Source organism: Kushneria sp. Sum13 (assembly GCF_052692355.1).
The window spans coordinates 2,735,294-2,756,653 of the sequence record NZ_CP199847.1; the positions used below are offsets into that span (position 1 = coordinate 2,735,294).

General features: G+C 62.1%; 23 protein-coding genes. 11 read left to right on the forward strand and 12 right to left on the reverse strand.

The window, feature by feature from the left end; all coding sequences use genetic code 11:
* Positions 1 to 28: 28 nt before the first annotated feature.
* Positions 29 to 1,180, reverse strand: coding sequence for a DNA-processing protein DprA (gene dprA, locus ACUN8C_RS12720; RefSeq protein WP_445619547.1), 1,152 nt, complete (start codon positions 1,178 to 1,180; stop codon positions 29 to 31).
* Positions 1,173 to 1,997: a hypothetical protein gene (locus tag ACUN8C_RS12725; protein WP_445619548.1), complete on the reverse strand. Its 825-nt coding sequence runs from the start codon at positions 1,995 to 1,997 to the stop codon at positions 1,173 to 1,175. Before ACUN8C_RS12725 ends, dprA begins: the two co-directional genes overlap by 8 nt.
* Positions 1,998 to 2,213: 216 nt before the next feature.
* On the opposite strand from ACUN8C_RS12725, the gene def reads away from it, so the two are divergent.
* The 6 genes from def (at position 2,214) to trkA (ending at position 7,664) form a co-directional block, all read left to right on the forward strand.
* Positions 2,214 to 2,720, forward strand: coding sequence for a peptide deformylase (def, locus tag ACUN8C_RS12730; protein WP_445619549.1), 507 nt, complete (start codon positions 2,214 to 2,216; stop codon positions 2,718 to 2,720).
* Positions 2,721 to 2,803: 83 nt separating this feature from the next.
* Entirely contained in the window at positions 2,804 to 3,769 is a 966-nt protein-coding gene (fmt, locus tag ACUN8C_RS12735; RefSeq protein WP_445619550.1) for a methionyl-tRNA formyltransferase, read from the forward strand.
* Positions 3,766 to 5,103, forward strand: coding sequence for a 16S rRNA (cytosine(967)-C(5))-methyltransferase RsmB (rsmB, locus tag ACUN8C_RS12740; protein ID WP_445619551.1), 1,338 nt, complete (start codon positions 3,766 to 3,768; stop codon positions 5,101 to 5,103). Before fmt ends, rsmB begins: the two co-directional genes overlap by 4 nt.
* 111 nt (positions 5,104 to 5,214) lie before the next feature.
* Positions 5,215 to 5,907, forward strand: coding sequence for a nicotinamidase (locus ACUN8C_RS12745; RefSeq protein ID WP_445619552.1), 693 nt, complete (start codon positions 5,215 to 5,217; stop codon positions 5,905 to 5,907).
* A gap of 33 nt (positions 5,908 to 5,940) precedes the next feature.
* Positions 5,941 to 6,147: a dodecin gene (locus tag ACUN8C_RS12750; RefSeq protein WP_108844154.1), complete on the forward strand. Its 207-nt coding sequence runs from the start codon at positions 5,941 to 5,943 to the stop codon at positions 6,145 to 6,147.
* 134 nt (positions 6,148 to 6,281) lie between these two features.
* Entirely contained in the window at positions 6,282 to 7,664 is a 1,383-nt protein-coding gene (trkA, locus tag ACUN8C_RS12755) for a Trk system potassium transporter TrkA (RefSeq protein ID WP_445621866.1), read from the forward strand.
* Positions 7,665 to 7,681: 17 nt separating this feature from the next.
* On the opposite strand, the gene ACUN8C_RS12760 is transcribed toward trkA, so the two are convergent.
* A complete protein-coding gene (locus tag ACUN8C_RS12760) occupies positions 7,682 to 8,065 on the reverse strand; it encodes a DUF2784 domain-containing protein (RefSeq protein ID WP_445619553.1) in 384 nt (127 codons plus the stop codon).
* Between the two features lie 163 nt (positions 8,066 to 8,228).
* Between ACUN8C_RS12760 and ACUN8C_RS12765 the strand changes: the two genes are divergently transcribed.
* Positions 8,229 to 9,443, forward strand: a complete 1,215-nt coding sequence (locus ACUN8C_RS12765) for a TraB/GumN family protein (RefSeq protein WP_445619554.1) — start codon at positions 8,229 to 8,231, stop codon at positions 9,441 to 9,443.
* 107 nt (positions 9,444 to 9,550) lie between these two features.
* Here ACUN8C_RS12765 and ACUN8C_RS12770 read toward each other — a convergent pair whose 3' ends face one another.
* The 4 genes from ACUN8C_RS12770 to ACUN8C_RS12785 all read right to left on the reverse strand — a co-directional run bounded on the left by ACUN8C_RS12770 (position 9,551) and on the right by ACUN8C_RS12785 (position 12,354).
* Positions 9,551 to 9,838: a putative quinol monooxygenase gene (locus tag ACUN8C_RS12770; protein ID WP_445619555.1), complete on the reverse strand. Its 288-nt coding sequence runs from the start codon at positions 9,836 to 9,838 to the stop codon at positions 9,551 to 9,553.
* A 43-nt stretch (positions 9,839 to 9,881) separates the two neighbouring features.
* Positions 9,882 to 10,595: a tRNA-uridine aminocarboxypropyltransferase gene (locus tag ACUN8C_RS12775; RefSeq protein WP_445619556.1), complete on the reverse strand. Its 714-nt coding sequence runs from the start codon at positions 10,593 to 10,595 to the stop codon at positions 9,882 to 9,884.
* On the reverse strand, positions 10,592 to 11,530 hold the full coding sequence (locus tag ACUN8C_RS12780; RefSeq protein WP_445619557.1) for a bile acid:sodium symporter family protein: 939 nt from the start codon (positions 11,528 to 11,530) through the stop codon (positions 10,592 to 10,594). Before ACUN8C_RS12780 ends, ACUN8C_RS12775 begins: the two co-directional genes overlap by 4 nt.
* A 95-nt stretch (positions 11,531 to 11,625) precedes the next feature.
* Positions 11,626 to 12,354 carry an SIR2 family NAD-dependent protein deacylase gene (locus tag ACUN8C_RS12785; RefSeq protein WP_445619558.1) on the reverse strand — a complete coding sequence of 243 codons (729 nt, stop codon included), beginning with the start codon at positions 12,352 to 12,354 and terminating at the stop codon, positions 11,626 to 11,628.
* A gap of 174 nt (positions 12,355 to 12,528) precedes the next feature.
* On the opposite strand from ACUN8C_RS12785, the gene ACUN8C_RS12790 reads away from it, so the two are divergent.
* From ACUN8C_RS12790 to ACUN8C_RS12800, 3 genes are read left to right on the forward strand one after another with little or no spacing between them, the layout of a single operon-like run.
* Positions 12,529 to 13,326: a pseudouridine synthase gene (locus ACUN8C_RS12790; protein WP_445619559.1), complete on the forward strand. Its 798-nt coding sequence runs from the start codon at positions 12,529 to 12,531 to the stop codon at positions 13,324 to 13,326.
* On the forward strand, positions 13,323 to 14,201 hold the full coding sequence (gene tcdA / locus ACUN8C_RS12795; protein WP_445619560.1) for a tRNA cyclic N6-threonylcarbamoyladenosine(37) synthase TcdA: 879 nt from the start codon (positions 13,323 to 13,325) through the stop codon (positions 14,199 to 14,201). The genes ACUN8C_RS12790 and tcdA overlap by 4 nt, the downstream gene beginning before the upstream one ends.
* Entirely contained in the window at positions 14,198 to 14,431 is a 234-nt protein-coding gene (locus ACUN8C_RS12800; protein WP_299261077.1) for a DUF1653 domain-containing protein, read from the forward strand. The genes tcdA and ACUN8C_RS12800 overlap by 4 nt, the downstream gene beginning before the upstream one ends.
* An 84-nt stretch (positions 14,432 to 14,515) precedes the next feature.
* On the opposite strand, the gene bfr is transcribed toward ACUN8C_RS12800, so the two are convergent.
* The 5 genes from bfr to lptF all read right to left on the reverse strand — a co-directional run bounded on the left by bfr (position 14,516) and on the right by lptF (position 19,452).
* Entirely contained in the window at positions 14,516 to 15,019 is a 504-nt protein-coding gene (gene bfr, locus ACUN8C_RS12805; RefSeq protein WP_108844194.1) for a bacterioferritin, read from the reverse strand.
* A gap of 188 nt (positions 15,020 to 15,207) precedes the next feature.
* Positions 15,208 to 15,435, reverse strand: coding sequence for a (2Fe-2S)-binding protein (locus tag ACUN8C_RS12810; RefSeq protein WP_445619561.1), 228 nt, complete (start codon positions 15,433 to 15,435; stop codon positions 15,208 to 15,210).
* 152 nt (positions 15,436 to 15,587) lie between these two features.
* Entirely contained in the window at positions 15,588 to 17,108 is a 1,521-nt protein-coding gene (exaC, locus tag ACUN8C_RS12815) for an acetaldehyde dehydrogenase ExaC (RefSeq protein ID WP_445619562.1), read from the reverse strand.
* A gap of 209 nt (positions 17,109 to 17,317) precedes the next feature.
* Positions 17,318 to 18,376, reverse strand: a complete 1,059-nt coding sequence (lptG, locus tag ACUN8C_RS12820) for an LPS export ABC transporter permease LptG (protein ID WP_445621867.1) — start codon at positions 18,374 to 18,376, stop codon at positions 17,318 to 17,320.
* The gene (lptF, locus tag ACUN8C_RS12825; RefSeq protein WP_445619563.1) at positions 18,373 to 19,452 is read right to left on the reverse strand and encodes an LPS export ABC transporter permease LptF; all 1,080 of its coding nucleotides are present in this window, start codon (positions 19,450 to 19,452) and stop codon (positions 18,373 to 18,375) included. Before lptF ends, lptG begins: the two co-directional genes overlap by 4 nt.
* A gap of 220 nt (positions 19,453 to 19,672) precedes the next feature.
* Between lptF and ACUN8C_RS12830 the strand changes: the two genes are divergently transcribed.
* Complete coding sequence (locus tag ACUN8C_RS12830; RefSeq protein WP_445619564.1) at positions 19,673 to 21,157, forward strand: leucyl aminopeptidase; 1,485 nt, start codon at positions 19,673 to 19,675, stop codon at positions 21,155 to 21,157.
* Positions 21,158 to 21,360 lie beyond the last annotated feature (203 nt).

The window sequence follows — 21,360 nt, forward strand, 5'->3', positions numbered from 1 at the left end:
CATTGCCCCAATCAGGGGGCAGTGTATCTCATGCCAGCCTGCGGACCCAGCCACCGGCGACCTGCGCCGCCCAGCCGTCGAGCTCCAGCATGAGAAGGCGAGACTGCAGCGCAGCAATCGACTCACCGGTACGCTCGACCAGCGCATCGACCGGCACGGGCGTGTCGTCAAGCGATTGCCAGAGCGGGTCCTCGGGACGTTTATCCTGCACTGCGGCGTCAGGTGCACGAGGAGCCTGCTGGCCGCTTTGACATGTCGCCACTGCGGATGCCACTGCGGCACTTCCCCACTGCCGTTCGGGTAGCTCCTGAAGGATCTCTTCAAGACTCGTCACCAGTCGGGCGCCTTCACGAATCAGCCACAGGCAGCCACGCGCCTGCGGGTTATGCACAGAGCCCGGCAGCGCAAACACCTCCCGGTTCTGCTCCATGGCAAGCCGGGCGCTGACCAGGGAACCACTGGCCATGGCCGCCTCGACCACCAGTACCCCCAGCGACAGCCCGGTAATGATGCGGTTACGCCTTGGGAAGTGCTGCGGATGCGCACGCGTGCCGGGCGGATGTTCGGACAGCAGCAGACCGCCCTGGTCCAGCAACTGCTGGCGCAGGCGGGCATGAGTCCGCGGATAAAGCACATCGACCCCGCATCCCAGCACCGCAACAGTGGCGCCACGGGCTTCCAGTGCACCGTGATGAGCGCAGCCGTCCACCCCCAGCGCCAGCCCGCTGACAACACCATAGCCGGCACCTGCCATGTCACGTGCAAATCGCCAGGCATTGTCCTGTCCCTCACGCGTGGGCCGGCGCGTGCCTACCACCGCAAGCGCCGGCAGTGACAGCGCTTCAAGCGCGCCCCATGCCCAAAGCACCGGCGGCGGGTCCGGCAATTCATCGAGCATGGCCGGCCAGGCGGGATGCTCCGGCGTCAGCAGGTGATGCTGCGGGCTCTGTTCCAGCCACGCCATGGCAGCTTCTACCTGCGCATGAAGGGAACCCTGGCCGGGCATTTGAAGGTAGTGACGCATCATCTGCGCCGCCTCCGAGGGCAGGCGAGCCAGCCAACCCTCGGGCCAGCCAGGCGCTGCCTGCCGGAGGGCCATGAGGCGTTTGGCGCCCACGCGAGGCAGCATCGACAGCGCCAGCCAATGACGAGGCATCGAGGGCTTCGTAATCTCAGTCATCAAGAGGCGCTCCCAGCCGATCTCCCGTGGCCATGGGCAGCCCGGCCCGGGTCACCAGTGCAAGACTGGTCTGTTCGAACGTACGCACGATCATCAGCTCTCCCAGCACGCCGCCTTCAAGCGTCAGCGTCTCCCCGGTCACCGGATCGGTAACGCCCTCGGATTCGCCCTGTACACGAAGGCGCATGCCGGGCGTGACCTGATGACGCCCCAGGTCGATCACCACAATGTCGCGAAGCCCCACGATGCGTCCGGCGCCGGGGCGATCAACGATCCGCCCCTGAATGCCGTCCGGCGCGACCTGTGGTATCAGCTGCCTCGGCGGTGTCCAGCCATCGAGTGCCATGAGCATTGCTCCGGCACTCACTTCACGCGGGCTCTGCTCGATGGTCAGCGTCGACAGCGGCGTGCCCGAACGCTCAAGACGTGCCACGCCCTGACGGATCATGACCTGACCCAGCGTGTTGCCCTGCTCATCGTGCAGCACGGTCCCCGGCGTGTAGATACCAAAACGCTGACCCGGCTGCCCCTGAACATGGCGCGCCAGAATCTGATCACCGGCACCGCTGATCAACCGCCCTTCACTGCCGCTGACGACATAGGGCCGTGACGTCGCCATGTCGCTTTCGACAATGCGATAGTTCATCAGCGCCTGCGCCCGGGCCGAAATGTCCACGGGCTCACGCTGCTCGTCCAGCGGCAAAAAGCGCAGCCGCGGCGACAGGGTCACAACGCTGTCCTGATCACCCACCGAAGCAGCACCGGCGCCACACGGCAGGCCCATCAGGGCGCTCACCGTGGCCGCCATCAGCATCATGGGCCGCCATCCCGGTCCGGTCCGGCGGCGTCTGGCGTTCGTCCTCTGGCGTTTCATGTCATCTTCGCTCTGCTGTCGGTTCCGTTGCCAACGCCTGCGCACTACAATAGGCACCATACGGAGTGAATCCATTCATGCATTTACGGCCGTCACCCCGGCTTTCTTGACCTGACATGATCGAAGCCGGCAGCTGGCGACCCCACAACAGATACGAACATGGCTCTACTGACGATTCTTGAATATCCCGATGAACGCCTGCGCACCGTTGCCCAGCCCGTGGACCAGGTCGACGATGAGGTACGTCGTCTGATCGATGACATGTTTGAAACCATGTATGACGCCCCGGGGATCGGCCTTGCTGCCACACAGGTGGATGTGCATCGCCGCGTGATCGTGATGGATGTCAGCGAAGAGAAAAATCAGCCGCTGGCGCTGGTCAACCCGGAAGTGACCCTGCTTGGCGATGAGCGTGAGCCGCTGCAGGAAGGCTGCCTGTCGATTCCGGAATACTACGCCGAAGTGCCTCGCGCCCTGCGGGTGCATCTCAAGGCCCAGGATCGCAACGGCAAATCCTATGAGCTTGAAGCCGATGGACTGCTTGCCCACTGCATCCAGCACGAAGTGGATCATCTGGAAGGGGTGCTGTTCGTGGATTACCTCTCGCCGCTCAAGCGGGATCGCGTGAAAAAGAAGATGATCAAGCGCCAGAAGGCGGCGTCCTGACGCCGTTCCCGGATTAGCACTGACCGCCCTTCCTTTTTATCAGCGCCCCGGCCAGGGGCGCTGACGTTTTTCAGGACCACGCCATGCCCAGCCCTCTTCGCATCGCCTTTGCAGGCACTCCGGACTTTGCCGCCGAACATCTTCGCGCCCTGCTGGCCAGCCGCCATGAGGTCATCTGTGTCTATACCCAGCCGGATCGGCCTGCCGGCCGCGGGCGTCGCCTGACCCCGTCACCGGTCAAGGCACTGGCGCTGGAACACGGTCTTGCCGTGCATCAGCCCGAGAAGCTGAAAACCCCTGACACCCATGCCCCGCTGATCGATGCCGACATCGATCTGCTCGTGGTGGTGGCCTACGGACTGATCCTGCCGCGCGCCGTGCTCGACATTCCCCGTCTGGGCGCCATCAACGTTCATGCCTCCCTGCTGCCGCGCTGGCGCGGCGCCGCGCCGATTCAGCGCGCCATCGAGGCCGGCGATCGCGAAAGCGGTGTGACCATCATGGCCATGGATGAGGGCCTTGATACCGGCGATATGCTGCTCACGGCCCGGACGCCCATCGAGGGCACGACCACCGCCGCCATGCTGCATGATCAACTGGCCGAGATGGGTGCCAGCGCCCTGATCGAGGCGCTTGATCGCCTGAGTGATCATCAGCTGACGGCAACGCCTCAGCCTGCCGAAGGCGTCACCTACGCCGCCAAGCTAAGCAAGGCCGAGGCCCGACTCGACTTCCACCAGAGCGCCACGGTGCTGGCACAGCGTGTTCGAGCGTTCAATCCCTTCCCGGTGGCCTGGACCACGCTGGGAGGCGATACGCTGCGACTCTGGCAGGCCGAAGCGCGTGTGGCTCAGGGCAGTGAGCTCGACGCCGCGCCGGGACAGCTGCTCGACGGCCCCTCGGATGCCCTGTGCGTGGCCTGTGGCGATGGCGTACTGCGCATTACCCACGCCCAATTGCCGGGCGGCAAAATGCTGTCGGCCCATGAACTTCTCAATAGTCGGCGCGATCACTTCGTTGCCGGCACGCTGCTGGGAGCAGATCAATGACCCGTCAACGCGCTCAAAAGCCCAAACGCACCATGAGTGTGCGTGCGCATGCCGCCCTGGCGCTGGCACCGGTGCTGAACCAGCGCGGTGCACTCACAAGCGATGTCCCTGAAGGCGTCGCACCGCGAGACCAGGGGCTTTACCGGGCGCTGTGCTTTGGTGTCTGTCGCGCCCTGCCGCAGCTTGAGGCCATCGCCGAAAAACTTCTGAAATCGGCCTTCAAGCAGCGTGATCAGGACGTTCACGCCCTGTTGCTGATCGGGCTGTATCAGCTCTATCACATGCGCATTCCGACCCACGCCGCCGTGGGGGAAACCGCCGGCGGTGCGCGCGAATTGAACAAGGAATGGGCCACCCGGGTCATCAACGGCTGCCTGCGTCGCGCCGACCGCGAGCGTGATGCGCTGCTGGCAGCCGTTGAAGAAACACCGTCGGCAGCGCACTGGCATCCTCAGTGGCTTCTGACCCGGCTTGAACAGGCCTGGCCCGACCAGTGGCATGACATCACGGCCGCCAACAACGTGCCCGGTCCCATGACGCTGCGCGTCAATCAGCGTCATCACTCCCGGGCGGACTGGCTCGAGCGTCTCGAAGGTGCCGGCCTTGCGGCCAGACCGTGCCCGTTCAGTGACGATGGCCTGACGCTGGAGACACCCTGCGATGTCGAACAGCTGCCGGGCTTTCAGGACGGCGACGTCAGCGTTCAGGATGAGGCTGCACAGCTGGCCGCTCACCTGCTGCTGGATGGCCTTGACGCGCGGCCAGCGCCGCTGCGCCTGCTCGATGCCTGCAGCGCGCCAGGCGGCAAGAGCGCCCATCTGTTGGAGTGCGCGCCCGCCAGCATGCTGACCGCGCTGGACAGCGATGCCACCCGCCTTGAACGCGTGCGCGAGACGCTGGCGCGCCTGAAGCTCTCGGGCACGCTTGTGGCCGCTGATGCCACCACGGCTGACTGGTGGGACGGGACACCCTTTGATGGCATTTTGCTGGATGCGCCCTGTTCGGGCACCGGCGTCATTCGTCGCCATCCCGATATCAAGGCGCTGCGTCGAGAGGAGGACATCGACGAGCTGGTCGCGCTGCAAAGCGATCTTCTGGATGCCCAGTGGCAGCGTCTGGCTCCCGGCGGTCGCCTGCTCTATGCCACCTGCTCGGTGCTGCCGGAAGAAAATGCCGGGCAAATCACGGCCTTTCTGGCACGCACTGCGGATGCCCGAGCGGTTGCCATCACGGCCGACTGGGGCCAGCCAGAGGGCGAAGGCCGCCAGATGATGCCAACGCCGGATGGCCATGACGGCTTTTTCTACGCGCTGCTGGAAAAGCACGCCGACTGACGAACCGTTCAGACAAGTGCCAGCAACAACCTTTCACATGCCGGTGCTTGTCAGATGGGCAAGCGCCTTCGATACTAAAAGCCATTCTGATTGCCGGATATATCACATCCCATGGCCTACTCACATCGTGACACCGACATGCCCGGGACAAGACCAGCGCCTGAGCAGTGCGCGCTGATCGTGGTCGACATGCAGGGCGATTTCATGCCGGGCGGTGCGCTTGCCTGTACCCGCGGCAATGAAATCATCGATGGCATTCAGACCGCCATGTCCAGCGATGAGTACGGCCATGTCGTGGCCACTCAGGACTGGCATCCGGCCGGCCATATTTCCTTTGCCAGCAGCCATGCGGGCCATCAGCCCTTCGATACGATCGAGCTGTACGGCGAATCTCAAACGCTCTGGCCGGAGCACTGCGTGCGCGCCACCAGCGGCGCCGTACTGGATACGCGGCTGGACTGGTCACTGGCAGACATCATTATTCGCAAGGGCAGCGACCCGCGCGTGGACAGCTACAGCGCCTTTCGTGACAACCTGGGGCCAAAAGGTACGCGTCCCTCCACCGGGCTCACCGGCTGGCTCAGGGAGCGCGGTGTCACCGAGGTTTCCGTATGCGGTCTGGCCCGCGAGGTCTGTGTGCTCTGGACGGCCGAGGATGCGCTCCGGGCCGGTTTTACCACCCGATTTCTCTGGCCGCTGACGCGTCCGGTGTCGTTTGATTCTGACACCGCCACGTATCGACGGCTGGAACACTGCGGTATTGCGATCGTCGATACCGCTTCAATGGACCCCCCTGAAGCCTGAAGACAGCAGGGGCCACGTTAAAGGAAAGACACCATGAGCGATCATGTCTACAAGTCCATCGAGCTGACCGGCTCTTCCGAGACCAGCATCGAGGAAGCCGTACAAAACGCCCTGACCAAGGCCAGCGAGTCCGTCAAGAACATGCAGTGGTTCCAGGTCACCGAAACCCGCGGTCACATCGAAAACGATCGTGTGGGCCACTGGCAGGTCAGCATCAAGGTCGGCTTCACCCTCGAGTGATGACCGCGCGGCAGCCAGCCCCTGGCTGCCGTTTTTATTTCTTTTGCCGTCTGTTGCAATCCCTCCCCGCCCTTTCCCTTGTCGCCGATTGGTGCCAACATCCCCGCCATTGATCTTGCTTCTCCATCCTTCGGATCACAGTCATGAAAATCATCATTCTGGGCGCCGGCCAGGTAGGCGGAACGCTGGCCGAGCATCTGGCGCATGAAGACAACGACATTACCGTGGTGGATGTTGACAGCGTTCGCCTGCGCGATTTGAGCACACGTCTCGACCTGAGAACCGTGCAGGGCGTGTGCTCCTACCCCGCCACCCTGAAGGAGGCCGGTGCCGAAGACGCCGACATGCTGATTGCCGTGACCAACTCCGATGAGGTCAACATGATGGCCTGTCAGGTGGCGCATACGCTGTTCAGCACGCCCACCAAGATTGCCCGGGTGCGCGCGACCCAGTATCTGACCAGCAAGGGGCTGTTTTCCCAGGACGCCATTCCGATCGATGTCCTGATCAGCCCCGAGCAGGTGGTGACCAACCACATCCGTCGTCTGATCGAATATCCCGGTGCCCTGCAGGTGCTGGACTTCGCCAATGGGCTGGCGCAGCTGGTGGCGGTCAAGGCCTACTATGGCGGCCCGCTGGTGGGCCAGGAGCTGGCGTTTTTGCGCCGCCACATGCCCAATGTCGACACCCGGGTGGCCGCGATCTATCGCCGCAATCGGCCGATCATGCCGCGCGGCAATACCGTCATCGAGGCCGATGACGAGGTGTTTTTCATCGCCGCGCGCAAGGACATTCGCACCGTCATGGGCGAGCTCAGGCGCGTGGACCGGGGCTTTCGGCGGGTCATGATCGGTGGCGGCGGCAACATCGGCGAGCGTCTGGCCGAGACCCTGGAGCAGGACTATCAGGTCAAGATTCTCGAGCAGAATCTGGAGCGCTGCACCCAGCTTTCGGAGCACTTGAAGCGCACCGTGGTGCTGCACGGCAGCGCCACCAGCAAGCGACTGCTGCTCGAGGAGAACATCGAGGAGTGCGACATCTTCTGTGCGCTGACCAACGATGACGAGGTCAACGTCATGTCATCGATGCTGGCCAAGCGCCTCGGTGCCAAAAAGGTGCTGACCCTGATCAACAATCCAGCCTATGTGGATCTGGTTCAGGGCGGCGAGATCGACATCGCCATCTCGCCGCAGCAGGCCACCATCGGCGGGCTGTTGACCCACGTGCGCCGCGGCGACATCGTCAATGTCCACTCCCTGCGCCGTGGGGCGGCCGAAGCGATCGAGGCGATCGCCCACGGCGATTCGCGCTCCTCGCGCGTGGTCGGGCGCACCATCGGCGAGGTCAAGCTCCCCGAAGGGGTCAGCATCGGGGCCATCGTGCGCGGCCGCGACGTCATGATCGCCCACCGCGACATCACCATTCAGACCGATGACCACGTCATCCTCTTTGTGGTCGACAAGCGCCGACTCAAGGAAGTTGAGCGCCTTTTTCAGGTTGGCCTGAGCTTTTTCTAGCCACTGCCTGCTTGCCTTTATCGATGCCTCCTTGATCGCTGCCGCCACCGCCTGCATGCCAGCCATGCGTAAGGCGGCAGATTGATCAACAGCGCCCCAAGGCCCAGCCACAGCTGTATCGTCGGTGTCAGGCCGGCCGGGTAGATCACACCGAGCAGATAGTGCTCGATAAAACCGCCCTCGAACCCCGCCTGGCCGGCCCGCGCTCGCAGCAGGTTTTCCAGCGGCGTCAGCGGGCAGCGCCAACCGTTGAGCTCCAGCGCCACGGCCCAGCCAAGCGCCGGCACATGCAGCGCAGCCAGGCGTGGGCACCGCAGTACCACCAGCGCCCCGAACACCACCCAGGCAATAAAGGCCAGATGCAGGACCAGCACCCCATCGGCCGCCAGTCGATATGCCATGCCCCGGCTCCCGTCGAAACCTTTTTGTCACTCTAGCGAGCCCTGATCGTTCCAGCCATTCAGGACCGCTTTTTGTTCATCGCCCGGGCTTCAGCGATAATACGCCATCTCCTGTTGGCGGCACCTGGTACCGCCATTCATTGACACCAGCCTGTGAGCCACCATGCCCAACCAAGGACAGGGTCCGCGCGATACCCTCGATGTCGGTGATCATCATTTGACCCTTGTGGGCACCGCCCACGTTTCTCCTGAAAGCGCCGAAGAAGTCCGCGACCTGATTCAGTCAGGCGATTTTGACGCCGTGGCCATCGAGCTTTGCGCGTCACGCCATCAAAGCCTGGTCGACCCTGATGCCATTGCCCGACTGAATCTCTTTGAGGTGCTGCGCCAGGGCAAGGCCGGCATGGTCGCTGCAAGCCTGGCGCTGGGCGCCTTTCAACAGCGCGTGGCCGAACAGTCCGGCATCGAGCCGGGCGCCGACATGAAGGCCGCCGTCGAAGGGGCGCAAAATCGGGGCCTGCCGCTTTATCTGGTGGACCGCGATATCGGGGTGACGCTCAAGCGCGTTTACCGCAACGTGCCGTGGTACAAGCGCATGACGCTGGTGTCGGGGCTGGTCGGCAGCGTGCTGTCACGTCAGAAGGTGTCCAGCGAAGAGATCGAGCGGCTCAAGGAAGGCGACGTGCTGGAGGCCACCTTCGCCGAGTTCGCGCAGCAATCCCGGCAGCTCTATACCCCGCTGGTCGAGGAACGCGACCGCTATATGGCACTGAAGCTGGTCGAGTCCCTGCCTGCTGACCGACCCAGTCGCGTGCTGGTGGTGATCGGTGCCGGCCATCTCAAGGGCATGGGCGCCCATCTACGCGCGCTCGATGCCAAGCCCCCTGCTCCGGCGGCCGTCACCGACGAGCGGCAGACACTCGATACCGTCGCGCCGTCGGGACGTTTATTAAAGCTGCTGCCCTGGCTGATCGTGGCGCTGGTGGTGGCAGGCTTCGCCGTGGGCTTTAGCCGCGACACGGGGCTTGGCTGGTCACTGGTCCTTGAGTGGGTGTTGATCAACTCAACGCTGTCCGCGCTGGGTGCACTCATCGCACTGGCTCATCCACTGACCATACTGGCCGCCTTTGTGGCAGCGCCTCTGACCTCGCTGAATCCGACCATCGGCGTGGGCTTTGTCACCGCAGGTGTTGAGCTCTACATGAAAAAACCCACGGTGGGCGATTTCTCCACCCTCAGAGCCGACGTCAGCCACTGGCGTGGCTGGTGGCGCAATCGAGTAGCCCGTACGCTGCTGGTGTTTTTGCTGTCCACCGTGGGTTCCGCGGCGGCGACCTGGATTGCCGGGCTGCGCATTGCCGGGCAGCTGTTTGGCTGATCAGGAAAGTGTCCTGATAAAAAAAGTTCAGGGGTAAAAAAATACCGGGATAAAAAAAGCGCCGTGACAGGGTCACGGCGCTCGAGGGTCCGATCAATCCTGGAACATCAGGTCAGGACGTCATACTCGCGCACTTCCATCTGCTCGATGGCGTTTTCAAGCGTCTGCGCCATTTGCTTGTAGTGCTCGGTAGCAATATGGGCATCAAGGGCGGCGCGGTCACGCCACTGCTCGACCATGATAAAGCGCGTCGGCCGCTCGCTGTCGCGCGTCAGGGTGTACAAAAGGCATCCTTCCTCGTCTCTGGACGGCGCCACTACCCTGGTCAGCTCGGCCTCGACGAGTGCTTCTTCACCTGATTTGGCATCAATGGTAGCCAGAATTCCCAGAGTCATATCACCGCTCCTGTCATGAACATGCGCTCCAAGAATAGACGGCTCAGCTCGTGTGCGCGCGCCGCTTTTCCAGCAGTCGCTGTGCAGCCTCGGACTGATGAGGCGTGCCGGCATCGCGGCGGGCCGCGGCGTACTGTTCGTTGAACACCGTAAAGTAGTCATCGAGTACCTGAGCGCCCTGCTCGTCGCCCGAATGGCGCAGCAGTTCGGCGGCCACCTCGGCCGTACACAGATGCTCGGGACTGGCCGGCTTTCTCAGCCGATAACGGGTAAGACGATCGGTATGCAGGGCCACGATGGGTAGCTCGGCAAGATAGTCGCTCTTGCGAAACATCCGCCGCGCCTGTCGCCAGGTCCCATCAAGCAGGATAAAGACCGGAATGCGCGATGTGTCACAGGCGTGTGCCATGTCTACCACCCGGTGGCGATAGTCCTCCTGGTCGTCGGGAAAGACCAGACAGGGCGCAAAGCGCGGGTCGGCAAGTGCGGCCAAAAGGGCCGGGTCCGGCTCGGTACGCGACCACTCAAAGACTCGGGTATCGGCGATACAGTCACCGATCAAACGTCCGGTATTGGTCGGTTTGTAGTGTTCGATGCGATGGGTGACCAGCCAGAACCGTGCCCGGGTGGTCACCTGCAGACGATAGTCACAGATGCAGTGCAGCCCCGGCATGCGACAGCTGTCACAGCGCCTGACCAGGCTGCCGCGCGCGTTGAACGGCTTGCGCGGCGCCTCGGGGTCATGACCGCCGCTCATGATGTCTTTTGCTCATCCAGCGCCAACGCGGCGGGCCGCTTTTTCCAGTAGCCCGCCAGCAGGGACCCGGAAATGTTGTGCCAGACCGAAAAGAGCGCGCCGGGCAATGCCGCAGCCGCCGGGAAGAAGTTGGTGGCCAGCGATACGGCCAGCCCCGAGTTCTGCATGCCCACCTCGATCGCCACGGCCCGGCAGTCCCGATCGTTGAGCCCTGCCAGCCGCGACAGCCAGAAACCACCGATCAATCCGCAACCGTTATGCAGTACCACCGCCAGCGCAATGACGGGGCCAAGAGTGGCCAGACGTCCGGCGTTGAGCGCTACCACAATGGCAATGATCATCACGATCGCGGCCATGGCAATGGTCGCCAGTGCCGGCTCAATGCGCCGGATGGTCGTGGCCATGAAGTGATGCACCACCGTCCCCAGCACAATCGGCACGATCACGAGTTTGGCGATGCTCCAGAGCATGCCCCCGACCGGCACATCGATGCTTGCACCCATCCAGAGCCAGACCAGCAGCGGTGTCATGACAATCGATAACAGCGTCGAGATCAGCGTCATGCTGATCGACAGCGCCACATTGCCGCCGGCAAGCCAGGTCATGACGTTGGAAGCCGTGCCGCCCGAGGTGGCCCCGACCAGCATCATGCCGACAGCCAGTTCGGGGGAAAGTCCCAGAAGATGCGAGATGGCAAAGGCAGCCGCAGGCATCAGAAGATACTGCAGGCCAATCCCGATCATGACCGCACGCGGCGAGCGCGCCACCCGGGCAAAGTCGTGACGCGACAGCGTCAGCCCCATCGTGAACATGATCAGGGCCAGAAGCGGTGGCACCCAGCCCTTGAGAGAGGCCAGCGCGTCAGGGAAAAATGCTGCCAGCAGGGCGGAGCCCAGTGCCCACAGCGGGAAGAATCGGTTGATCTGCTCAAACATGAAGGTATCAATCTGGTAGCGATGACAGGATGCACTTGTCCATTGATGGAAAGCGCTCGTGATAAACCGCCGTCTCCCATGGCTCGATCAGAGCCTTACGAAGTCAGCAGCATGTCAGGGTCGGGCTTGAGCAGACGGCCATGTTGTGACCAGAAGTCGCGCAGACGACAGACCCCGTCGGTAGCGCTGGTGGCCAGCGCCACAACGCCCTGGCCTGCCAGCTCGCGGGCACCGGGATCGACCAGTACACGCGGAGCCGCCAGGGGCGCTTCGTCCATCAGCATCGAGGCCGGCGTCACGGCAAGCGAAGTGCCCACAATCAGCAAAAGATCGGCATCCGCCACGAGATCGCAGGCGGTGGCATAAAGGGGCACGTTTTCACCAAACCAGACCACATGGGGGCGCAGCTGAGCGCCGCTGTCACAGCAGTCCCCCATCTCGATCGTCTCGTCGCCATCGAGTCGATAGACCAGCCTTGAATCGCGGCTGGAGCGCGCCTTTAAAAGCTCGCCGTGCAGGTGCAGCACATCGCGCGAACCAGCACGCTCGTGCAGATCATCAATGTTCTGGGTAATGATGCTGACCCGGAAGTGTTTTTCGAGCTCGGCCAGCGCCAGATGAGCGGCATTGGGAGATGCCGCCCGCACCTGAGCGCGGCGCTCGTTGTAAAAGCGCAGCACGGTGTGAGGGTCGCGTGCCCAGCCCTCCGGCGTGGCCACATCCTCGACGTGATGATTCTCCCAGAGGCCGTCGCCATCGCGGAAGGTTTTGATACCGCTTTCAGCGCTGATGCCGGCGCCAGTGAGAACGACCAGGTGAGCCATGTGTCTTTCCTCATGAAGATGCCGCCCGGGCAATGTCACCCCAAAGAGCGCCGACGGGGCAACGTCGATGGCGCAGGGATTTTAGCAGAGTCCTTTCCCTGCGCCATCCTGCCCCTGTACATCGGGACACCCAATTGCCGACAATAGCGCCTGATGCCCGACCACGACGTTTCAATGACCACGCCCATCCCCGTTATTTATCGTGATGATCACCTGGTGATCGTCCACAAGCCTTCCGGCGCGCTGGTACACCGCAGCGCGCTGGACCGGCACGCACCGATCATCATGCTGCAGGCACTGCGCAACCAGCTGGGCCAGCATGTCTATCCGGCGCATCGGCTGGACCGCCCAACCTCGGGCGCGATGATCTTTGCCCTGACGCCCGAGATGGCCACGGCGCTGGGCCATCAGTTTCAGGATCAAAAGGTACAAAAACACTATCTTGCCATCGTGCGTGGCATCGGCCCCGAACAGGCGACCTATGACTGGGCCCTGCGCGAGGAAGACGGCAAGCGTCCCAAGGCCGAAATGCCGGCCATGGAAGCCGAAACCCATGTCCGACGCCTTGATAGCGTCGAGCTGCCGGTCGCCATCGACCGCTATCCGACCAGTCGCTATTCGCTGATGTCGGTCACGCCGACCACCGGGCGGCGCCATCAGATTCGTCGCCACCTGAGCCGCGGCGGCTATCCCATCATTGGTGACGCCCGACACGGCAAGGGCATTCATAACCGCTTTTTTCGCGACAACTTCGACGCCGGCCGGCTGCTGCTGGCCGCCGTCATGCTCGAGTTTTATCATCCCGCCCATGAGCAGACGCTCAGGGTGAGCGCCGCCGTTGAAGAAGACATGACCGCACTGATGCATCGATTCGGCTGGGCGGGCCATTGCCCGGTCAATCAGGTGCAGTGGCAGGACAATACTCAGAGCAACGTGCCCGACACGTCCGACAGGAGAGACGCCGCATCATGAGCGATTCAGCCAGCGCCGAGCGACTGGACGCTGCCCGTCACGAGGCAGATTTCGCCGCACGCTTTGATGGCATGCGCCGTTTGTATGGTCACACAGGCATCGAGCGTTTGCGCCGCGCCCATGTGGTGGTCATCGGCATCGGCGGTGTGGGCAGCTGGAGCGTCGAGGCGCTGGCACGCTCAGGGTTTGAGCGCATCAGCCTGATCGACCTGGACGATGTCTGCACGACCAACATCAACCGCCAGCTGCATGCCCTTGATGGCACCATTGGCCGCCCGAAGGTCGAGGTGATGGCCGAACGCTGTCGCTTGATCAACCCGTGGGTGCAGGTCGAGGCCATCTCGGGCTTTATCACGCCGGACAACATCGAGCGCATGCTGCCGGAAGATACCGATCACGTGATCGATGCCATTGATCACGTGGGCGCCAAGTGTGCCCTGATCAACCACTGCAAACGCCGCAAAATTGGCCTGACCGTCACCGGTGGCGCCGGCGGCCTGACCGACCCGACCCGCATCATGACGGCAGATCTCACTCGCACCGAGCACGACCCGCTGCTCTCGAAGGTACGCAGCCGGCTGCGACGGGAATATGGCTTTAGCCGCAACCCGAAGCGCCGGTTTTCGGTGGCCTGCGTCTACTCTCCCGAACAGCGCCGCTACCCGGATGGCGCCGGTGAGGTGTGCAATACCCGACCAAACGATGGGGAGACCCTGAAACTCGGGTGCAGCGCCGGCTATGGCTCTGCCACCTTCGTGACCGGCGCCTTTGGCTTTGCCGCCGTAAGCCACGCCATTGAGCGTCTGATCCGGACCGGTCTCGAGTCCGACAGCGCCGATGATGATGCTGAACCTACCGCTCAGGAGCCTGCATGAAACGAGAAAACGAACACGCCGTGACCCCCGGCGTCTATCGACACTACAAGGGCAGCGATTACGAGGTGCTAGGGGTGGCGCATCACAGCGAGACCGAAGAGCCGCTGGTGGTCTATCGCGCGCTCTACGGCGAGTTCGGCCTCTGGGTTAGGCCGCTGGCGATGTTTCGTGAAAACGTCGAGATCGACGGTGAGCCGGTGGCCCGCTTTTCGCTGATCCGACACTTCTAGCGACTGTCAGCTCAAGCCCCCAAATGACAGCGGGCCACCCCATGGGGCGGCCCGCTGTCATGCGTATGCGAGGCAACGACCGGATCAGGTCGCCGTTTCGCCCTCTTCACGCTCGTTGGCCGGACGCATCTGGCGCTGCTTGTAATTCTCCAGACCGACCTGCTCAAGCAGATGAAGCTCGGTTTCGATGATATCGATGTGCTCTTCTTCTTCAGCCAGAATCTTCTTGAGCATTTCGCTGCTCGGATAATCGGCGACGGATTCGCAGTGGCGAATGGCCTTGATCAGATCATCACGACCGTCGTGCTCGATGCGCAGATCGCATTCCAGCATTTCCTGAACGTGCTCGCCGATGTGCAGCTTGCCCAGATCCTGCAGATTGGGCAGGCCATCAAGAAACAGAATGCGCTCGATCAGAATATCGGCGTGCTGCATCTCTTCGATGGATTCCTTGTATTCCCAGTCGCCCAGACCGTGCAGGCCCCAGTTGCGATACATGCGGGCATGCAGGAAGTACTGGTTGATGGCAATGAGCTCGTTGCCAAGGATTTTGTTGAGGTGCTCGATAACCTGAGGATCGCCTTTCATGTGCTTCTCCGCCATCAGTGGTCATGGCGGTCGCCGAATCCTGCGTCCGCCTGTGGAGGCAGTATCCTCCAAACGCGCGGGAATTTCGACCACACAGGCATAAAAAAAGGCTCAATGCGAGCCATTATCATAAGACAATTCAAACGGTTAGCAGTTAAAAACCAGTCCCTTTCAGGCAGGCACTGCCCTTAGCGTGCAGCGTAGGCAAGCTCTTCAAAGTAGCGGGCCGGAATGTGCTGTGAGACATGTCGCTCGAGAAGGGCTTCATCGACGATTTCCTGTGCCAGACAGGTGCATTTACCGCACTGGGTGGCACATCGGGTCATGCGGGAAACGTCTTCCCAGCTCGAGGCACCCAGCGCCACTGCCTGCTTCAACTGCCCGTCCGTGACCTTCTTGCACATGCATACAAACATGGAGACCTCCGCCACAAGAGAATACAAATGATTCTCATAAGAGATTGCATTGGCGCAATATGCGAAACATTTTCATTCGCGTCAACCTCAAAGGTGATGGCGGCATAAAAAAAGAGCGACCGAAGTCGCTCTCTGATACCTCAGGATCGTATTCAGTAGAACCCGACCGGGCCATCGCTGTAGGAGATCAGCTGGCACTTGAGCTGCTGATAGCTCCCCAGCATGGCCAGATGGGTTTCACGACCGATACCGGACTTCTTGTAGCCGCCAAACGCGGCATGCGCCGGATACTGGTGATAACAGTTGGTCCACACGCGGCCGGCCTGAATGGCCCGACCCATGCGATAGGCACGGTTCATGTCTCGCGTCCACACGCCCGCGCCCAGCCCGAACTCGGTGTCATTGGCAATCGCCAGCGCCTCTTCCTCGGTCTTGAAGGTGGTCACGGACAGCGTCGGCCCAAAAATTTCCTCCTGAAAGATGCGCATGTCATTGCGGCCCTTGAAAATCGTGGGCTGTACATAGAAACCGTTGGCATAGTCCTGATCGACAGAGGCCTGCTCACCGCCCAGCAACAGCTCGGCGCCTTCATCACGGCCGATCTCCATATAGGAGAGAATCTTGTCGAACTGCTCTTTGGAGACCTGAGCCCCCATCTCGGTCTCGGTATCCAGCGGATTGCCCGACCTCAACCGTTTGGCCCGCTCTACGGCTCGCGTCATCAGCGTGTCGTACACCGACTCATGAATCAGCGCACGGGACGGACAGGTGCAGACCTCGCCCTGGTTGAGAAAGGTCATCATCAGACCTTCGACGCACTTGTCGATATAGGCATCGCCGTGATCGAGCACATCCTCGAAGTAGATGTTGGGTGACTTGCCACCGAGTTCCAGTGTGGCCGGGATAATGCGCTCGGCGGCCCGGGACATGATATGGCTGCCCACGGGCGTGGAGCCGGTAAAGGCAATCTTCTGAATACCCGAATGGGTCGCCAGCGCCTCGCCGGCCTCTTCCCCGATACCCTGCACCACGTTCAAAACGCCCGGCGGCAGCAGATCCTGGATCAGCTCCAGCAGCACGCAGATGGAGGCCGGGGTCTGCTCGGCAGGCTTGAGCACGCAGCAGTTGCCGGCCACCAGCGCCGGCGCCAGTTTCCAGCCGGCCATCAACAGTGGAAAGTTCCAGGGAATGATCTGACCGACGACGCCATAGGGTTCGTGATAGTGATAGGCCACTGTCTGGCTGTCGATCTCACTGATGCCGCCTTCCTGCGCCCGGATACAGCCGGCAAAGTAGCGAAAGTGATCCGCCAGCAGCGGAATATCGGCCGCCAGACACTCCCGGATCGGCTTGCCGTTGTCCCAGGTTTCCGCCACGGCCAGCATCTCGAGATTCTCCTCGATGCGGTCAGCGATTTTGAGCAGGATGCCGGCGCGTTCTGCAGGCGCCGTGGCCGCCCAGCCGGGCGCGGCCTTCCGAGCGGCCTTTACGGCGCGATCGATGTCTTCCGGGCCGGAGCGCGGCACCCGGCAGAAGACGTCACCGGTGACCGGCGTTACGTTATCCATATAGCGGCCATCGGCCGGCGCGCACCACTCACCGCCAATGAAGTTGTCGTACTGCTCGCGAAAACGTACGAGGGCATCCGAACTGCCGGGTCTGGCGTACTGCATTGTCCACCTCCAGAAAATCAGGGTAGCGGTCGATGAAAGAACCTCTCGACACCTTCTACTCTGGCACTGCCGGGACAGCACAACAAACGGATATTGGTCCAACAGGCAGGGGCCGAAAGCGTCTTCAGCGCCAACGGAAGTGACCTGTAAAAACGCCCCGAAGTCATCACTTCAGGGCGCAGGTCAAAGGCGGGAATGCATCAGGCGGGTCAGCCGGCGCGGCGCAACAGCCAGAACCCGAGAGCGAAACACGCGCCCATGGGCACCACGATGGCCCAGATCGGCGAGAACCCGAAGATGGTTGCAGCCGGGCCAAGCAGGTCCTGCACGTACTTGAACACCAGCCCGACCACCGTGCCGTAGAACACCCGCGACCCTGCCGCGACGCTTCTCAGCGGGCCGAAGATGAACGAGGCCGCAATGATGACCAGCGAGGCCAGCGTCAGCGGCAGCAGCACCTTCTGCCAGAAATAGAGCCACGTATCATTGGCACTGATGCCCTGCTCGTTGAGATAGCTTCCGTAACGCCAGAGATCCCCGATCGACTGGCTGTCGCGGTCGGTGATGATCAGTCGCAGCAGCTCGGGGTCAAGCGAGGTATCCCATTTCAGACGGTCAAGATGCTCGGAGCGGGTGCTCTCCTTCTGGATCAGAGTCCGGTCCACATCTTCAAGCGTCCAGTCTTCCCCATCAAGCACGGCGCGTGAGGCATGAGTGGCCTCCACCAGCCGCTCCCCGTCATAGCGGAAGCGATTGACGTCCAGCAGCGTATTGTCTGCGCGAATGGAGCCAAAGCGGTAAAAGCTGTCCCCCTCGCGCTGCCACCCGCCACTGCGTGACACCGCACTGCCTTCCTGAAGCTCGGTACGCCATGCCTGACCAAACATCTCGGTACGCGGGGCGGCAAATTCGCCCACCGCCATGACCAGCAGCACCACGATCAGCAAAGGCTTCATGACCCCGATCAGAATACGCCACAGGGAAAAGCCGGCTGAACGCATGACGGTCAGCTCATTGCTGGACGCCATCGCGCCAAGCCCCACCAGCGAGCCGATCAGAACGCTGACGGGCGCATACTGATAAAAGCGCCAGGGCAGACGAATCACGCCATACATTAATACCTGCAGGGTGCCGTAGTTGCCTTCGGTATCCCCCAGGTCGTTGATAAAGCTGATGGTGAAGTCGAGCCCGAGAATAATGAGGTGCACGATCAGCATGCCCATGAGGACATTGCGCGCGATGTAGCGATCAAGCCGGTTGAACATCAGCGCGCCCCTCCATACTGGCTGCTTCGATACAAAAGCCAGGCCCCGATCAGGGCAAAGACGGCGTGAATGGGCCAGAGCCCAATGCTGGTCGGGAGACTGCCGCTGCTCACGGCGTCCTGCGCCGCCAGCAGCAGACTCATGTAGGCCACATACAGGATGATGGCCGGCATCATCTTGGCAAAGCGCCCCTGGCGTGGATTGGCACGCGACAGTGGCAGGGCAATCATGGTCAGAATCGGCACCATCAGAGCCAGCGAAATCCGCCATTGAAGGGCGGCGCGCGCCTTGTCGCTGTCATCCCCGAGAAGTCGCCAGGTGGGCTGAAGCTCGACATCATCCACGTCCATCTGGGCAGTGCCGTTTTCAAGACGGGCGGCATAGGTGTCGAACACCAGCTGCTCGGCCACCCGGCTGCCCGGCCTGACACTCTCTCGGGTACCGTCGGAAAGCACCAGAAAACGGCTGTCGTTGTCCGGGTCGGTGGTCTGATAGCCGCTCTTGCCCTGGGTCAGCACATCCACCCGCTGCCCCTGCTCGTTGCGGGTCTGCTCGGCAATAAAGACGTTTTCCATCCGGCTGCTGCCTTGCTCGACACGCTCGGCATAAATGGTGCGATCCCCGAGCTTTTGAAAGCGCCCGGGCGTCAGCGCACTGAAATCGGCCTTCTCCTGTTGCTCGGTCAGCGTTTTTTCATTCTGGGTCAGCCCGGCCGGCGTCAGCCACAGGCTACAGGCGCCGACCACACAGGCCATCAACAGGGCCGGCCAGCATGACGCGCTCAGAATGCGTGCGGGGCTGACGCCGCAGGCCGCCAGAACCGTCATTTCACTGTTGAGATAGAGCTGCCCATAGGCGAGCAGGATGCCCAGAAAGAAGGCCAGCGGCAGAATCAGCTGAAGGAAACTGGGCAGATGAAACAGCATCAGGCTGCCCAGAAGGCTGGCCGGAAAGTCGCCCTCCGCGACATCACTGAAGTAGCGAATAAAGCGATTGCCCATGATGACCAGCAGCAAAATGCCGGTCACGGCACTCATCGTGGTCAATATTTCACGAATCAAGTAGCGAAAAACGATCAAGCGCAGACTCCCTCATACATCAATATCGAGCGATCGTTTCCGATGCACCTATCGCAAGGTAACTCCCGACCATGCAATGGTGCAGGGGTTTGCGTACACTGAAGGCCTGTTCGGACCCACCTGTTCAACGCGTCGACCATACGTTTACCGTACTCGACAACGTGTCTGTTCAAAACAGTCATTATCACCAATACCCACCGCATTGTCTTGGGGAGACACCATGGAATTTCCCGTGCTCACCGCCAACCCGGCCCGCTCCGAAACCGACTGCATTATTGTGCCGGTGTTCAAGGACGGTGATTTGCCCCCGGCCAGCGAGCGTCTGGATGACGCCAGCGAGCGCCTGATCACACAGCTGATGGAACGGGGCGATTTTGACCCGGCCACTGCCAACACCCAGCTGGTGCCTTTCGCGCCCGGCCTGAACACTTCCCGTCTGCTGCTGGTGGGCTGCGGGGAAACCGGTGAATTCAACGAAGGCGCCTTTCGAAAGGTACTCGATGCCGCCTTCGGCGTGCTGCTGGCCCTGCCGGTCGAAAATGCCGCCATCGCCATGCTGGATCGGGAAAACGGGCCGCATGATGTGGTCTGGAAAGCGCGCATGATTGCCGAGGCCACCCTGCGTGCCACTTATCGCTTTGACCGCTTTAAATCGAAAAAGCGCCCGCCGATCGCCCTGACTCGCCTGTCGCTGATGGTCAGTGATGCCAACGAGGCCGCTGGTGCCGAGGAGGGCGCCCGGATCGGTGCCGGCATTGGCGCCGGAATCAATCTGGCTCGGGAACTGGGCAACCTGCCGGGCAATGTCTGCACTCCGCGTTATCTGGCCGACGAGGCCGAAAAGCTCGGTGCCGAGGGAGATCTCAAGGTCACCATTCATGACGAGAAGGCACTGGAAGCCATGGGCGCCGGCGCCATTCTGGCCGTGGGCCAGGGCAGCACCGAGCCCTCGCGCTTGATCGTCATGGAATACAAGGGTGCCGCGGACCCCGAGGAAGCGCCTCACGTGCTGGTCGGCAAGGGCATCACCTTTGACAGTGGCGGTATCTCGCTCAAGGGCGGGGCCAACATGGACGAGATGAAGTTCGACATGGGCGGAGCCGCCAGCGTCATGGGCACCATGAAGGCCATCACCGCTTTAAAGCCGAACATCAACGTGGTCGCCATCATTGCCTCTGCCGAGAACATGCCGGACGCCAGCGCACTGAAACCCGGCGACATCATCACCACTCTCAAGGGTCTGACCGTCGAGGTGCTCAACACCGACGCCGAAGGCCGACTGGTACTGTGCGACGCGCTGACCTATGCCGAGCGCTATCAGCCTGCCTCGGTGGTGGATATCGCCACCCTGACCGGTGCCTGCATTGTCGCGCTGGGTCACCAGACATCGGCACTGCTGTCCAATAACGACGCTCTGGCACAGCAGCTTCTTGATGCGGGCAACATCGCATGGGACCGCGCCTGGCAGCTGCCGCTGTGGGAGGAGTACCAGAGCCAGCTCGACTCCGAATACGCCGACATGGCCAATATCGGTGGTCGGCCGGCCGGCACCATCACGGCCGCCTGCTTTTTGTCCCGCTTTGCCAAAAGCTACCCCTGGGCACATCTGGACGTGGCCGGTACGGCCTGGGATGGCAAGAAAGGCGGCACGGGCCGACCGGTCGGCCTTTTAAGTGAATACCTGCTGTCGCGCGCCCCTCACTGATCGTGATCACAGCGCCTGACCGAGGTGCCCTGCGCCCGTCGCCATGCGGCGGGCTTTATTGGCGCAGGGCGCCTGTGTCATTCTTGGCAATCTGTTTCTGACGTGCCCTTTAATCATCTGTCGGACCAGCGTTATCGGATACGCCGTTGCCGATGATCGACAGCGATGTGTACTTCTCGCCTGGCTACCGTACTCACGGAGAA

What these genes read in the sequence shown, in the direction of transcription:
- dprA (WP_445619547.1), bottom strand. Translation starts at nt 1,180, where the DNA reads ATGACTGAGATTACGAAGCCCTCGATGCCTCGTCATTGGCTGGCGCTG.
- ACUN8C_RS12725 (WP_445619548.1), bottom strand. Translation starts at nt 1,997, where the DNA reads ATGATGCTGATGGCGGCCACGGTGAGCGCCCTGATGGGCCTGCCGTGT.
- def (WP_445619549.1), top strand. Translation starts at nt 2,214, where the DNA reads ATGGCTCTACTGACGATTCTTGAATATCCCGATGAACGCCTGCGCACC.
- fmt (WP_445619550.1), top strand. Translation starts at nt 2,804, where the DNA reads ATGCCCAGCCCTCTTCGCATCGCCTTTGCAGGCACTCCGGACTTTGCC.
- rsmB (WP_445619551.1), top strand. Translation starts at nt 3,766, where the DNA reads ATGACCCGTCAACGCGCTCAAAAGCCCAAACGCACCATGAGTGTGCGT.
- ACUN8C_RS12745 (WP_445619552.1), top strand. Translation starts at nt 5,215, where the DNA reads ATGGCCTACTCACATCGTGACACCGACATGCCCGGGACAAGACCAGCG.
- ACUN8C_RS12750 (WP_108844154.1), top strand. Translation starts at nt 5,941, where the DNA reads ATGAGCGATCATGTCTACAAGTCCATCGAGCTGACCGGCTCTTCCGAG.
- ACUN8C_RS12760 (WP_445619553.1), bottom strand. Translation starts at nt 8,065, where the DNA reads ATGGCATATCGACTGGCGGCCGATGGGGTGCTGGTCCTGCATCTGGCC.
- ACUN8C_RS12765 (WP_445619554.1), top strand. Translation starts at nt 8,229, where the DNA reads ATGCCCAACCAAGGACAGGGTCCGCGCGATACCCTCGATGTCGGTGAT.
- ACUN8C_RS12770 (WP_445619555.1), bottom strand. Translation starts at nt 9,838, where the DNA reads ATGACTCTGGGAATTCTGGCTACCATTGATGCCAAATCAGGTGAAGAA.
- ACUN8C_RS12775 (WP_445619556.1), bottom strand. Translation starts at nt 10,595, where the DNA reads ATGAGCGGCGGTCATGACCCCGAGGCGCCGCGCAAGCCGTTCAACGCG.
- ACUN8C_RS12780 (WP_445619557.1), bottom strand. Translation starts at nt 11,530, where the DNA reads ATGTTTGAGCAGATCAACCGATTCTTCCCGCTGTGGGCACTGGGCTCC.
- ACUN8C_RS12785 (WP_445619558.1), bottom strand. Translation starts at nt 12,354, where the DNA reads ATGGCTCACCTGGTCGTTCTCACTGGCGCCGGCATCAGCGCTGAAAGC.
- ACUN8C_RS12790 (WP_445619559.1), top strand. Translation starts at nt 12,529, where the DNA reads ATGACCACGCCCATCCCCGTTATTTATCGTGATGATCACCTGGTGATC.
- tcdA (WP_445619560.1), top strand. Translation starts at nt 13,323, where the DNA reads ATGAGCGATTCAGCCAGCGCCGAGCGACTGGACGCTGCCCGTCACGAG.
- ACUN8C_RS12800 (WP_299261077.1), top strand. Translation starts at nt 14,198, where the DNA reads ATGAAACGAGAAAACGAACACGCCGTGACCCCCGGCGTCTATCGACAC.
- bfr (WP_108844194.1), bottom strand. Translation starts at nt 15,019, where the DNA reads ATGAAAGGCGATCCTCAGGTTATCGAGCACCTCAACAAAATCCTTGGC.
- ACUN8C_RS12810 (WP_445619561.1), bottom strand. Translation starts at nt 15,435, where the DNA reads ATGTTTGTATGCATGTGCAAGAAGGTCACGGACGGGCAGTTGAAGCAG.
- exaC (WP_445619562.1), bottom strand. Translation starts at nt 17,108, where the DNA reads ATGCAGTACGCCAGACCCGGCAGTTCGGATGCCCTCGTACGTTTTCGC.
- ACUN8C_RS12830 (WP_445619564.1), top strand. Translation starts at nt 19,673, where the DNA reads ATGGAATTTCCCGTGCTCACCGCCAACCCGGCCCGCTCCGAAACCGAC.